The organism is Pseudomonas sp. 05L36, assembly GCF_056398125.1.
This window is the reverse complement of sequence record NZ_JBFTOU010000003.1, coordinates 140,369-153,533: the sequence shown is the minus strand read 5'-3', so window position 1 is coordinate 153,533 and position 13,165 is coordinate 140,369. Positions and strand designations below refer to the sequence as shown.

The following is a 13,165-nucleotide window of genomic DNA, read 5'->3' as shown; positions in this document are numbered from 1 at the left end:
GTTTTCTTCTATTAATACAGCTCGCTAATAGCGAAAGCCAATCAGCAGCATCAGGTTTGCCAATGAGCCTTCCGTTCGTCGAGTGGGTAAAGTTCTCTCCATCAACTTCTTAACCCCTGACGGAGAGTCAACGATGCCTATCATCAACAGCCAAGTTAAACCGTTCAAAGCTGACGCATTCAAAAATGGCGACTTCGTGAAAGTCTCGGACGCTGACCTGAAAGGAAAGTGGTCTGTGGTGTTCTTCTACCCGGCCGACTTCACCTTCGTCTGCCCGACCGAGCTGGAAGACCTGGCCGACAACTACGACGCGTTCCAGAAGCTGGGCGTCGAGATCTACAGCGTTTCTACCGACACCCATTTTGCCCACGCTGCCTGGCACAACACTTCGCCAGCCATCGGCAAGATCCAGTACACCATGATCGGCGACCCGACCCACGCCATCTCCCGCAACTTCGACGTGCTGATCGAAGAAGCAGGCCTGGCTGACCGTGGCACCTTCGTGATCAACCCTGAAGGCCAGATCAAGATCGTTGAACTGAACGACGGCGGTGTAGGCCGTGACGCTTCCGAACTGCTGCGCAAAATCAAGGCTGCCCAGTACGTCGCTGCTCACCCAGGCCAGGTTTGCCCAGCCAAGTGGAAAGAAGGTGAGGCCACTCTGGCACCATCCCTGGACCTGGTCGGCAAGATCTAAGTCTGTGACGCGCTTCATCAGGGCGGACTTCCGCACCTTCTAAGCAAGCTGCACCGCCCAATAAAAACGCCCGGGCGAGATTCGCTCGGGCGTTTTTTTGTCTCAAGAATTCAAGGAAATCGCCCGTATGTTGGACACCAATCTTAAAGCCCAGTTGAAATCGTACCTGGAACGGGTCACCCAGCCGATCGAGATCGTTGCATCCCTCGACGACGGTGCGAAATCCCAGGAAATGCTCGAACTGTTGAAAGACGTTGCCAGTCTTTCCACCCAGATTACTTTGCTCGACAACGGCGATGATGCACGCACGCCGTCGTTCTCGATCAATCGCCCGGGGGCCGATATCAGCCTGCGTTTCGCCGGCATCCCGATGGGCCACGAATTCACGTCCTTGGTGCTCGCCTTGCTGCAAGTCGGCGGTCACCCGTCCAAGGCCAGTGTCGAAGTGATCGAACAGATCCGCTCGCTCAAGGGCGAGTTCAACTTCGAGACTTACTTCTCGCTGTCCTGCCAGAACTGCCCGGACGTGGTCCAGGCGCTGAACCTGATGGCGGTACTGAACCCGAACATTCGCCACGTCGCCATCGACGGCGCGCTGTTCCAGGCTGAAGTCGATGAGCGCCAGATCATGGCGGTGCCAAGTATCTACCTCAATGGTGTGAACTTCGGTCAAGGCCGCATGGGTCTGGAAGAAATCCTCGCCAAAATCGACACCAGCGGTATCGAGCGCCAGGCCGAGAAGATCAGCGCCAAAGACGCTTTTGATGTGCTGGTGGTCGGCGGTGGGCCAGCCGGTGCTTCGGCGGCGATCTATGCGGCCCGTAAAGGCATCCGTACCGGTGTCGCGGCCGAACGCTTTGGTGGGCAGGTGCTCGACACCATGGCCATCGAGAACTTTATCTCGGTGCAGGAAACCGAAGGGCCGAAGCTGGCCGTGGCCCTGGAGGAGCACGTCAAACAGTACGACGTGGATATCATGAATTTGCAACGCGCAGACAAATTGATCACTGGCAAAGAGGGTGAGTTGCACGAAGTCCACTTCGCCAGCGGCGCGAAGCTCAAGGCCAAGACCTTAATTCTGGCGACCGGCGCACGGTGGCGTGAAATGAACGTTCCGGGCGAGCAGCAATACCGCAACAAAGGCGTGGCGTACTGCCCGCACTGTGACGGCCCGCTGTTCAAGGGCAAGCGCGTGGCGGTGATTGGCGGCGGTAACTCCGGCGTCGAAGCGGCCATCGATCTGGCCGGTATCGTGTCCCATGTCACGCTGCTGGAGTTCGATGTGCAGCTGCGTGCCGATGCGGTATTGCAGCGCAAGTTGCACAGCCTGCCGAACGTCACCGTGATCACCAGTGCTCAAACCACTGAAGTCACCGGCGACGGTCAGAAGGTCAACGGCCTGCGCTACAAGGATCGTCAGAGCGACGAGTTGCGCAGTGTGGAACTGGAAGGAATCTTTGTGCAGATCGGTCTGCTGCCCAACACCGATTGGCTCAAAGGCACCATTGAGTTGTCACCCCGTGGCGAGATCATCGTCGATGCTCGCGGTGAAACGTCGGTGCCGGGTGTGTTCGCCGCCGGCGATGTGACCACCGTGCCATACAAGCAAATCGTGATCGCAGTGGGCGAGGGCGCCAAGGCTTCCCTGAGTGCCTTCGATCACTTGATCCGGACTTCCGCCCCGGCATGAATCCTGGCGCTGAAAATAAAAAACCCCATGAGTGATCATGGGGTTTTTTATGGATCAAAAGATCGCAGCCTGCGGCAGCTCCTACACCGATCTCTGTAGGAGCTGCCGCAGGCTGCGATCTTTTGTTTTTGCTTTACAGCGGTGCCGGCTGAATGATCTCGACCCAGTAGGCGTCCGGGTCCTTGATGAACGCCAGGCTCTTCATACGACCATCGCTCAAGCGTTTCTGGAAATCGCAGCCCAGTGCTTCAAAGCGCTCGCACGCGGCGACGATGTCCGGTACCGAGATGCAGATATGGCCGAAACCGCGGGGGTCGGTGTTGCCATTATGGTAGGCGAAATCCGGATCGTTCTCGGTGCCATGGTTGTGGGTCAGCTCCAGGATGCCGGGGATCGATTTCATCCACTCGGTGCGCGCGACGGCATCGGCCGGGATCTGGTTTTTGTCGACCAGCGCCAGGAAATACAGACTGAACTCGGCTTCCGGGAAGTCGCGTTTTTCCACCAGCGTAAAGCCCAGAATGCGTGTGTAGAAATCCAGGGACTTGGTGATGTCCTTGACCCGCAGCATGGTGTGGTTGAAGACAAACTTCTGCGTGGCGGCGTCCGGTTGGGCGGTGACGCCGGGGAAGGTGTTCAATTCGTGCAGGCTCATGGGCCCTCCGGGAAATATGTGGGCTAACGAATGGCGACAATGATACGCAAGGGCTCGGACATCACCAAACCCAAACAGTCGGCTATTGCCTGACAGCCGGCCTGGGCCCAGACTTTACGGCTTGATCCGTGAGTGCCCATTGCAATGATTCGATTCCGTAACGTGCTGTTCATCTTGCTAAGCGTGCTTTCGCTGGCTGGCGTTGCCCGCGCCGATGCGCCAGTAGTGACCTGGCCGGAAGGCTGGCAGGTCGAAGTCGTGCCTGAATCGGCGTTTGGGGTCAGTCGCCAGCGGGCGGTAAAAAATGATCAGAATGGATCGCCGCTCATGGTGATGGAACTGACCATGAGTCCGGTGCAAAGCGATCACCAGGTAAACCTCGAAGGCGTATTGCTGGAGATGCGCAAGTCAGTTCAAAAAGACTTCTTTCAGGGCGGGTATCAAAGTGTCTGTACGCGCATTCATTCGACTACGTTGAGTCGATTGGCCGCGCTGGAAACAACCTGCACCATCACGCAAAATGGCAGGCATGTGCTTTCTCAAACATTGGTGGCTGCGGTGGATGCCGATAAGGCCTATGTTCTTTCCTACGCCGGGCAGGCTGAGGCTTATAAGGCGAGCCAAGATGAAATAGACGCTGCCCGAAACAGCTTGAAACTTTAGTAAGCGACAGTGCTTTTTCGATGCATGAAGAAAATTTTAGATATCCAAATGGATTAAGCACAAAGTTGGTGGCAGTCAGGTAGTTGGCTGGTGTCCGCCCCGGGCATTTAGATAACCCATGAAAAAGCCCTGCATAAGCAGGGCTTTTTTGTCGCCGCGAGAGTTAGCCGCGCAGCCACGAATCAACGGTGGCTGCACCGTACTGTTCTTTCCAGGCTTTCAGGCCGCGGTGGTTGCCGCCCTTGGTTTCAATCAGCTCGCCGGTGTGCGGGTTCTGATAAACCTTGACCACACGGGCGCGGCGGGTTTTAGGTGCTGTTGCCTGCTGCAGGCCGGATTTTGCCGGGTTGGGGTCGAGAATGGCGATGATGTCGCGCAGGCTCTTGCCATAGGTTTTCATCAAGCCCTGGAGCTTTTCTTCGAATTCAATTTCTTTCTTGAGCCCGGCATCGTTCTTCAAGGACTCCAGCTGCTTGAGCTGTTCTTGAAGAGCCTTTTCGGCTGCACGGAATTCAGCGAGTCTGGACAATATCTTTACTCCAATAGTGTGTTTGGCTGATACCAACCGCAAACAAAGCTATAAGCCAAGAGCCTTGAAGCGACTCGGTGATAGTGGCTCACCTGCCAATTTAGCACAGGCATGTAAAATTGTAGTAGTTAATTGGCCAAGAGTAAATCCTGTCTTTTTTTTCATGTAAGGGCAGTAGTGTTTTGATTCAAATAGGTGCGTGTAGTCGTTGTTTTATCGATTAAAATAGCGAGTTAACGGTCGCTTAATGCACTAATGAATTCCGCGCCGGGCATGGGTTTGCCGTACAGATAACCTTGCAGGAAGTTGACCTGATGAGCGCTCAGGTAATCACTCTGTTCACGGGTTTCGACACCTTCGGCCACCAGGGCAAGGTCGAGCTTGGCCGCCAGCTCGATGATGCTGTCCAGGATGTGGCTGGAGAGTGTGTCGATGCCGATCATGGCGACAAAGCTCTGGTCGATTTTCAGGAAGTCCACATTGAACTGCCGCAGGTAGCCAAGGCTCGAGTGGCCCGTGCCGAAGTCGTCGATGGCGATTTTCACGCCTAGTTCGCGAAGTTGCTCCAATAGTTGCAGGGTGATGGCCGTGGGCACGATCAGTTCACGTTCGGTCAGTTCCAGCACCAGATGGATCGAGCCCGGCTCGAACGCATCGAGAAACTCGCGACAATCCTTGACCAGCTCCAGGTCCTGACAATGGCTGGCGGTGATATTGATACCAATGTGAAACGGCTTGTTGAATCTGGCGGAGTGCGGGGCGAGCAGGGCGGCGGTTTGTCGCATCAGCGAGCGGGTCATTGGTACGATCAGCCCGGAGTGCTCGGCAAACGGGATGAACAGGTCCGGACGCACCAGACCTTCCTTCGGATGTTTCCAGCGCATCAGCACTTCCGCGCCGGACCAGTTTTTGCTGTCGCCATGCACCACGGGCTGGAAATACGGAATGAACTCTTGAGCTTCCAGTGCCCGCTGCATTTCCTGGGTGGGTGCCGATGAGCGTTTTTGCAGGAAGTGACCGATTGACCCGGCAATCACGCCGAAGAAAATCAGCAAGCTGAACAGTGGTGGATATTCACTGCTCATGTATCGCCAGGTTTCGCCTTTGGGAAAGCCGGCTTCCACGGCAAACGCATAGTGCCGGGAGGCCAATCGACTTTGCGCAACGGGCAGGTCAGGCGCGGCGCCCCTGTGAACCTTGCCGTCGGCGGCTATCCAGTCCGGGCCTACTTGCAGCAAGAGCAAGGTCTTGCGGCCGATCAAACGCAGAATATGACTCAAGTGATGACCATAGAGGGTCGTCAGTGCACCTTTTTTTCCTTCGCTCAGGCGGTACACCAGCAACGCGGTGTCGGGCGTTGCCGGATTGCCGTTCATGAGCCATAAGGCGCCCTGGGTGTAGTCACCGGGGTTGACCTTCTCCTGGTAGTCGCCGAACAGAGAGCTGCAATAGAGGTTGTTGTTCCACACCAGATTGGTTGAACTCACGAATGGGCGGCGAGTGACCTGCTCGCGCAGGGCCAGACTGACGTCACTGCAACTTTGGCCCGCCAGTGGCAGCAGTTCGCGAGCGGCCTGGGCGCTGTTGTCGAGCATCAAGTCGAACTGGCGAATCGCTTCTTCGGCGGTTTGTTCGGCGCCTTGTTTGAGCGCACGCCCTGCTTGCATGTAAAGAATGGCGGCCCCCAGCAGCACCGGGAGCAATCCACTGATCAGGGTGACAGCCATTTTTGTGCTGCGACTGCGGGTTTTGGCTTTCAGCGGCATTCGCGAATCCTGTCACGAAGATGTAAGGCTCTCAATCGCTGGCAGGGCAAAACGCCTCCCATGGAGAGTTCGGGTGCGGTCCATGATAGTTGGCCCTTGGCGGTTATGCCGCTCAACGCAAGTCAAGGCTTTCGGCCAGCTTGATGAAGGCCAGTGTCGCGGGTGATGCCTGGCGTCGATCGAGCACCGCCAGGCCGACCTGGCGCAATACCGCCGGCGACAGCGGTTTTTTCACACAGCGGCGGTCAATTTGATTGGGCAATGAACCTTCGGCAACTACCGTCACCCCGTCGCCACGAGCGACGACATCCAGGGTACTCATCAACTGCGAGCAGCGATAACGGATGTTGGGCGTCAGTCGGGCCGCCGTGAACAGGCGTGAAACCAGCTCCGAAGAACCGGCCTCGGTCAGCACAAACGGGAAATCGCACAGGTCCTTCAGGTTCAGGCTGTCGTGAACCGCCAGCGGGTGGTTGGCGGGCAGTAGCGCGACCATCTGGTCTTCGATCAACGCGACCGTGTCGAAACGCTCCTCGGGCAACACAACAAAGCCGATGTCGATCCGTCGTTCCTCTAGCCACTGGAGCACCTGGCGGTCGGGGCCTTCGTCGATATGCACCTCTATGCCGGGATGGGCGGCGCGGTACTGCTGCAGAATCAACGGCAGCAATTTGATCGATGAGGTCGGGCCGAAGGAGCCGATGCGCAGCGTGCCGCGTTTCATGCCCCTCGCGTCGGCCGCTTCCTGGCGCAGGGTGTTGGCCAGGCCGAGCATCGTTCGGGCGCGCAGCAACAACTGCTGGCCAATGTCGCTCAACTCGACCCGGGATTGATGGCGGCGCAACAGCTCGACACCCAACTCCAGTTCCAGGGACTTCAAGGCATGGGACACCGCCGATTGGGAAATACCCAGGCGATTGGCTGCTGCCGTGAAGCCTTGGAGTTCGGCCACGAGGGAGAAAATCTCCAGTTGAGTGAGGGTCATGAGTGTTTGCTCATTTTACGATGACTGGGTATTAGTCAAATGATACGTCATCTCTCCAATATCCGGTCCTGGAATCTAATGACGATCTGCGAGCAAGCGCTGTCAAAACCCTCGGATCTGCCGGTGTATCTGAAACTGGCGGCGGTCACCATGGTGTGGGGTGGCACCTTCGTTGCCGGACGCTATCTGGCCGATAGCCTCAACCCACTGCTGGCGGCCAGCCTGCGGTTTCTACTGGCCAGCGTGGCGTTGCTGCTGTTTGTGCGCATGGCGCGGATACCGATGGTTCGGCCTAGCGCCCGGCAATGGCTGCAATTGCTTTTGCTTGGCTTTTTCGGGATTTTTTTTTACAACCTGTGCTTCTTTTACGGCCTGCACTACATCAATGCTTCACGGGCATCCTTGATCGTGGCACTGAATCCGGCCGTGATCGGGCTGGCCTCCTGGCTGCTGTACAAGGAGCGTTTGAACAAGGCAAAAGTCGTGGGTATTGCGATCTGCATGGCGGGCGCCAGCATGGTGATCATCAGTCGCGATCCGCAATTACTGGCCGGCGGTGTCGGTGTCGGTGCTGGTGCCTGGCTCGGCGATCTGCTGATTTTTGGCTGTGTCCTCGGCTGGGGAGTCTACTCGCTGTTCTCCAGAGAGCTGAACCAGACCCTGGGACCGGTGCAAACAGTGACCTATTCGATTTTGCTCGGCACCGGCATGCTCTGGATGACTAGCATCGTCCGCGGCGAGGTGAGTGTCGCCGCGATCAGCCAGCTGGGTGCGCAGCAATGGTTGAGCCTTTTGTACCTGGGCGTGCTGGGTTCGGCGCTGGCCTATATCGGCTATTACGAAGGCATCCGCAAAATCGGCGCGACGCGTTCCGGGGTGTTCATTGCCTTGAACCCACTGACGGCGGTAGTCCTTGGCGCGCTGCTGCTGGGTGAGCCGCTGACGCTGGCCATGTGTCTGGGCGGCGGGCTGATTCTGGCGGGGATTTTCCTGTGCAATAAACCCCTTGCACGAGCAGGGAAAAAGGGGATTTGATACAGAAGGCGGACAAATTGATTTACGCTGTGTAGAATCGGTTTACGCATACAATAATAATCGTCTTCTGGCAGCAGAAGCCTCGCCCGCAAGAGCCTTGGGTCGACAATGAAGATATTCGGGTTTCAACTGATCTACGGTGACTTTCTCGCCCGCAGTGTGCGGGGCATCTCCTGTGCGCCACCCGCCAGTCTCAGCATTGCTTACAACTAACCTTTGTTAATTGATAAAAAATGATGAGGCGCCGACCATGGCAGATCTATACGAAAACCCAATGGGCCTGATGGGCTTTGAATTCATCGAGCTCGCATCGCCGACCCCGAACACCCTGGAGCCGATCTTCGAGATCATGGGCTTCACCAAGGTGGCGACCCACCGTTCCAAGGACGTGCACCTGTATCGCCAGGGCGCGATCAACCTGATCCTCAATAACGAACCCCATAGCGTGGCCTCGTACTTTGCGGCCGAGCACGGTCCGTCGGTGTGCGGCATGGCGTTTCGCGTCAAGGATTCGCAAAAAGCCTACAAGCGTGCCCTGGAACTCGGCGCCCAGCCGATCCACATTGAAACCGGCCCGATGGAGCTGAACCTGCCGGCGATCAAAGGCATCGGTGGTGCGCCGCTGTACCTGATCGACCGTTTCGGCGAGGGCAGTTCGATCTATGACATCGATTTCGTGTTCATCGAAGGCGTGGACCGCCACCCTGTTGGCGCCGGCCTGAAGATCATCGATCACCTGACCCACAACGTGTATCGCGGTCGCATGGCCTACTGGGCCAACTTTTACGAGAAGCTGTTCAACTTCCGCGAAATCCGCTACTTCGACATCAAGGGCGAGTACACCGGCCTGACCTCCAAGGCCATGACCGCACCCGATGGCATGATCCGCATTCCGTTGAACGAAGAATCGTCCAAGGGCGCCGGGCAGATCGAAGAGTTCCTGATGCAGTTCAACGGCGAAGGCATCCAGCACGTTGCATTCCTGTCCGATGACCTGATCAAGACCTGGGACCACCTGAAAAGCATCGGCATGCGCTTCATGACCGCGCCGCCGGAGACCTACTACGAGATGCTCGAAGGCCGTCTGCCGAACCACGGCGAGCCGGTCGGTGAACTGCAAGCGCGGGGCATTTTGCTGGACGGTTCGTCCGAGTCGGGCGACAAGCGCCTGCTGTTGCAGATCTTCTCGGAAACCCTGATGGGGCCGGTGTTCTTCGAGTTCATCCAGCGCAAGGGCGACGACGGTTTCGGCGAAGGCAACTTCAAGGCACTGTTCGAATCCATCGAGCGTGACCAGGTGCGTCGTGGTGTTCTCTCCACCGACTAATCGACCTAAACGTTAAACCTGTGGGAGCGAGCTTGCTCGCGATAGCTATCTTTCAGTCAACATCAATGTTGAATTTGAAGACGCCATCGCGAGCGAGCTCGCTCCCACATTTTGTTTTGTGGGTGCTTAAGGTCTGCGCTGCCGCACCAGATGCTTGAACCCCTCGAACATCAGTACCAGCACGGCCATCCAGATCGGGATGTAGGTCAGCCATTCGCCGGCCTTGATGCTCTCCCCAAGCAACAGCGCCACGCCCAACAGCAACACCGGTTCGACGTAGCTCAACAGGCCGAACAGGCTGAACGGCAGCAGGCGACTGGCAATGATGTAGACCACCAGCGCCGACGCGCTGATCACGCCGAGCAGCGGGATCAACAGCGACAACCAGGGATGCTGGTCAAATACACCGAAACCTTGCGCGCCGCTCTGAACGAACCAGAACGCCACCGGCAGCGTCAATGCCATGTCCAGCCATAACCCGCCGAGGTTGTCCGCCGCCAGCCGTTTGCGCAGGATGAAGTAGGTCGGATAGCCAATGCAGACCAGCAAGGTCGCCCAGGAAAAACCACCGACCCGATATACCTCGTTGATCACGCCCAGGCAGGCGAATACCACGGCAACTTTTTGCAGGTAGGACAGGCGTTCGCCGTAGGCGATCCGCCCGGTCAAGACCATGGTCAGCGGCAACAGGAAATAGCCGAGTGATACGTCGAGGCTGTAGCCGTTCAGCGGCGCCCACATGAACAGCCACAATTGCACGCCGAGCAGGGCAGAGGAGGCGATCAGCGCGCCCATCAGTTTCGGGTTGGCAATGGCGCGTCGAACGATCTCCAGCACGCGCTTCCACTCCCCGGATGCCACCATGAACACGGTCATGCACGGGACGGTCAGCAGCATGCGCCAACCGAAGATTTCCACGCCGCTCAAGGGGGTGAGCAGCGACGTGTAGTAATACATGACGGCAAACAGCACCGAGGCTGAAACCGATAGAGCGATACCTTTAGACAAGCTGTCCTCGCAAGGTTGAAGGTGAAACGGGGGCGGAGGATACGTGGTTTTTGCGGTGATTACTGACCAACTGATCAACACTCGCCTCCGTAGGAGCTGGCTTGCCAGCGAAAGCGGTCTTCCAGTCAGCGAAGGGTTGTCTGAGATGGCGCCTTCGCTGGTAAGCCAGCTCCTACGGAGGGTGCGGTTTTGTCAGTTGGTGTGCGGTGTACGCCCCGACACAAAATGGCTCATATCATTGAACCCCGGTGTCGACGCATGCCCCGGCGTCACAAGCGAATCGATGAACGCCTCATCCTCGGCCGTGATCTTCACCGCTTGCGCCTTAGTGTAGGCGTCCCACTGCGCTTCGGTACGCGGCCCGACAATGGCCGAGGTCACGGCGCTGTTGTTCAGCACCCAGGCAATCGCGAACTCGACGATGCCGACGCCGCGTTCCTGGGTGTATTGCTGGATTTGCTGGGCGATACGCAGGGATTCGACGCGCCATTCTGTTTCCAGGATGCGTTTATCCTGACGTCCGGCACGGCTGTCGGCGTCCGGTTTCACATCAGGCGCGTATTTGCCGCTGAGCACCCCGCGCGCCAGCGGGCTGTAAGGCACCACGCCCAGACCGTAGTTTTGCGCCGCCGTGATCTGCTCGGATTCAGCCTGGCGGTTGACGATGTTGTACAGTGGCTGGCTGATCACCGGCCGGTCAACGCCAAGTTTGTCGGCCACGCGAATGACTTCGGCGATGCGCCAGCCACGGTAGTTCGACAGGCCCCAATAGCGGATTTTGCCTTGGCGAATCAAGTCGCCGATGGCCGAGATCGTGACCTCCAGCGGCGTATTGTGGTCTTCGCGATGCAGGTAATAGATGTCGAGGTAATCGGTGCCCAGGCGCGTCAGGCTGGCATCGATGCCGTTGAACAGGTGTTTGCGGCTCAGGCCGCTGCGGTTGGGGACGCCGTCCACGGGGCCGAAGCCGACCTTGGTCGCCAGCACCCATTCATGGCGGCGGCTGGCGATGGCTTCGCCGACGATCTCTTCGGAACGGCCGTTGGTGTAGACGTCGGCGGTGTCGATGAAATTGATGCCCTGGTCCCAGGCCTTGTCGATGATTCGCAGGGAATCTTCGGCGTTGGTCTGTTCGCCGAACATCATGGTGCCCAGGGTCAGGGTGGACACTTGCAGACCCGAATGACCCAGCGTGCGGTAGCTCATGAGCAAATCCTTTTACCAGTGGGAAAGGCTCAATCAGATACCAGAACAACTGCAGGGATCAAACTGAAATATCGAACACCGCAGATCAAACTGTGGGAGCGAGCTTGCTCGCGATGGCGGTTTTACATTCAACATCTGTGTTGACTGACACTCCGTCATCGCGAGCAAGCTCGCTCCCACATTGGATTTGTGTTGATCAGGCGCGCAGCGTGCGGGTCATGCGCAACGCCAACAGACTGCCGCAGACAATCACGCCCGCCAGCAGATATAGCGCCGCATCGGTCGAACCGGTGCTGTCCTTGACCCAACCCACCAGGTACGGGCTGAGGAAGCCGGCCATCTGTCCCATCGAGTTGATCAGCGCCAGGCCGCCAGCCGCGGCGCCGGCACTGAGCAGGGCCGTCGGCACCGGCCAGAACATCGGCAGGCCGGTGAGGGCGCCCATGGTGGCGATGGTCAGGCCGAGAATCGCGATGGCCGGGTTGGCGGCGAAGTTCACCGCAATCAGCAGTCCCAGCGCGGCCATCAACATCGGCACTACCAAATGCCAGCGGCGTTCTTTGCGCAGGTCCGCCGAACGGCCGACCATCAGCATGAAAACGGCGGCCAGCAGGTACGGAATCGCGCTCAACCAACCGATTACCAGGTTGTCGCTGAAGCCCAGGTTCTTGATGATCGACGGCAACCAGAAGTTGATCGCGTAGACGCCACTCTGGATGCAGAAGTAGATCAGGCCGAAGGCCCAGATCGCCGGGTTCTTGAATACCGCCAGCAGCGAATCGGACGTGCTTTTCGGTTTGTTGGCCAGATCGATAGCGTGGTCGGCTTCCAGTACCGAACGCTCGAACGGGGTCAGCCACTTGGCGTTGGCGTAGCTGTCGCTGAGCATGAAATAAGCCAGTGCACCGAGGATCACGGTCGGAATGCCTTGCAGCAGGAACATCCACTGCCAGCCGGCCAGACCGCCCTGGCCTGCGCCGAAGTGGTTGAGAATCCAGCCGGAGAACGGACTGCCGAGCAGGCCGGATACCGGGATCGCCGACATGAACAGCGCCATGATGCGGCCACGGCGGAAGGTCGGGAACCACTGCGAGAGATACAGCACCACGCCCGGGAAGAACCCGGCTTCGGCCGCGCCGGTGAACAGGCGCAGGGTATAGAACTCGGTCGGCGTGGTGACGAACAGCAGGCAGGTCGACAGGCTTCCCCAGGTGATCATCATCAGCGCAATCCAGCGCCGCGGGCCGAATTTGGTCAGCGCCAGGTTGCTTGGCACACCGCACAGCACGTAACCGATAAAGAAAATGCCTGCGCCGAGACCGTACACGGTCTCGCTGAACTTCAGCGCGTCGAGCATCTGCAGTTTGGCAAACCCAACGTTGACCCGGTCGAGGTAGTTGAACAGGTAGCAGATGAAAATGAAGGGGATCAAACGCAGGGTGATGCGCTTGTAGACGGCGTTTTTGTCGTCAGCGATGGCGTCGGACGCTACGGCGCTCTGTGTCATGGCGGCTCTCTCTTTATTATGATTTTTTGCGATGCAAAGGGTAACGTTGATCGCCAAGAGAGTCTCGACCACCCTCAGGGTGGCTGTCTTTGTGCCT

Annotated in this window: 12 protein-coding genes; 5 read left to right on the top strand and 7 right to left on the bottom strand. The window is 57.9% G+C overall.

Translation table 11 applies throughout. The features are described from left to right. Positions 1-133: 133 nt before the first annotated feature. Entirely contained in the window at positions 134-697 is a 564-nt protein-coding gene (ahpC, locus tag AC1DKH_RS04410) for an alkyl hydroperoxide reductase subunit C (RefSeq protein WP_007975937.1), read from the top strand. A gap of 127 nt (positions 698-824) precedes the next feature. Then, positions 825-2,387 (top strand): alkyl hydroperoxide reductase subunit F, encoded by a 1,563-nt coding sequence (gene ahpF, locus AC1DKH_RS04405; RefSeq protein WP_477797535.1) that lies wholly within the window; start codon positions 825-827, stop codon positions 2,385-2,387. A gap of 133 nt (positions 2,388-2,520) precedes the next feature. Here ahpF and gloA read toward each other — a convergent pair whose 3' ends face one another. Then, on the bottom strand, positions 2,521-3,042 hold the full coding sequence (gloA, locus tag AC1DKH_RS04400) for a lactoylglutathione lyase (RefSeq protein WP_477787183.1): 522 nt from the start codon (positions 3,040-3,042) through the stop codon (positions 2,521-2,523). A 144-nt stretch (positions 3,043-3,186) separates the two neighbouring features. On the opposite strand from gloA, the gene AC1DKH_RS04395 reads away from it, so the two are divergent. Continuing rightward, the gene (locus AC1DKH_RS04395) at positions 3,187-3,705 is read left to right on the top strand and encodes a DUF4946 domain-containing protein (protein ID WP_477797534.1); all 519 of its coding nucleotides are present in this window, start codon (positions 3,187-3,189) and stop codon (positions 3,703-3,705) included. 163 nt (positions 3,706-3,868) lie between these two features. On the opposite strand, the gene AC1DKH_RS04390 is transcribed toward AC1DKH_RS04395, so the two are convergent. From AC1DKH_RS04390 to AC1DKH_RS04380, 3 genes are all read right to left on the bottom strand, one after another. Continuing rightward, on the bottom strand, positions 3,869-4,234 hold the full coding sequence (locus AC1DKH_RS04390; protein WP_007900052.1) for a histone-like nucleoid-structuring protein, MvaT/MvaU family: 366 nt from the start codon (positions 4,232-4,234) through the stop codon (positions 3,869-3,871). A 233-nt stretch (positions 4,235-4,467) separates the two neighbouring features. Next, complete coding sequence (locus AC1DKH_RS04385) at positions 4,468-6,000, bottom strand: EAL domain-containing protein (protein ID WP_477797533.1); 1,533 nt, start codon at positions 5,998-6,000, stop codon at positions 4,468-4,470. A 112-nt stretch (positions 6,001-6,112) separates the two neighbouring features. Beyond that, positions 6,113-6,985: a LysR family transcriptional regulator gene (locus AC1DKH_RS04380; RefSeq protein WP_477797532.1), complete on the bottom strand. Its 873-nt coding sequence runs from the start codon at positions 6,983-6,985 to the stop codon at positions 6,113-6,115. Between the two features lie 78 nt (positions 6,986-7,063). On the opposite strand from AC1DKH_RS04380, the gene AC1DKH_RS04375 reads away from it, so the two are divergent. Further along, positions 7,064-8,020 (top strand): DMT family transporter, encoded by a 957-nt coding sequence (locus AC1DKH_RS04375; RefSeq protein ID WP_477797531.1) that lies wholly within the window; start codon positions 7,064-7,066, stop codon positions 8,018-8,020. A 250-nt stretch (positions 8,021-8,270) separates the two neighbouring features. Beyond that, positions 8,271-9,347, top strand: coding sequence for a 4-hydroxyphenylpyruvate dioxygenase (hppD, locus tag AC1DKH_RS04370; RefSeq protein ID WP_095966635.1), 1,077 nt, complete (start codon positions 8,271-8,273; stop codon positions 9,345-9,347). Positions 9,348-9,473: 126 nt separating this feature from the next. Here the strand turns inward: hppD and rarD are convergent, their stop codons facing one another. From rarD to AC1DKH_RS04355, 3 genes are all read right to left on the bottom strand, one after another. Beyond that, the gene (gene rarD, locus AC1DKH_RS04365) at positions 9,474-10,355 is read right to left on the bottom strand and encodes an EamA family transporter RarD (protein ID WP_477797530.1); all 882 of its coding nucleotides are present in this window, start codon (positions 10,353-10,355) and stop codon (positions 9,474-9,476) included. A gap of 192 nt (positions 10,356-10,547) precedes the next feature. Then, on the bottom strand, positions 10,548-11,561 hold the full coding sequence (locus tag AC1DKH_RS04360) for an aldo/keto reductase (RefSeq protein WP_477762028.1): 1,014 nt from the start codon (positions 11,559-11,561) through the stop codon (positions 10,548-10,550). A gap of 196 nt (positions 11,562-11,757) precedes the next feature. Further along, entirely contained in the window at positions 11,758-13,068 is a 1,311-nt protein-coding gene (locus AC1DKH_RS04355; protein ID WP_477760642.1) for an MFS transporter, read from the bottom strand. Positions 13,069-13,165 lie beyond the last annotated feature (97 nt).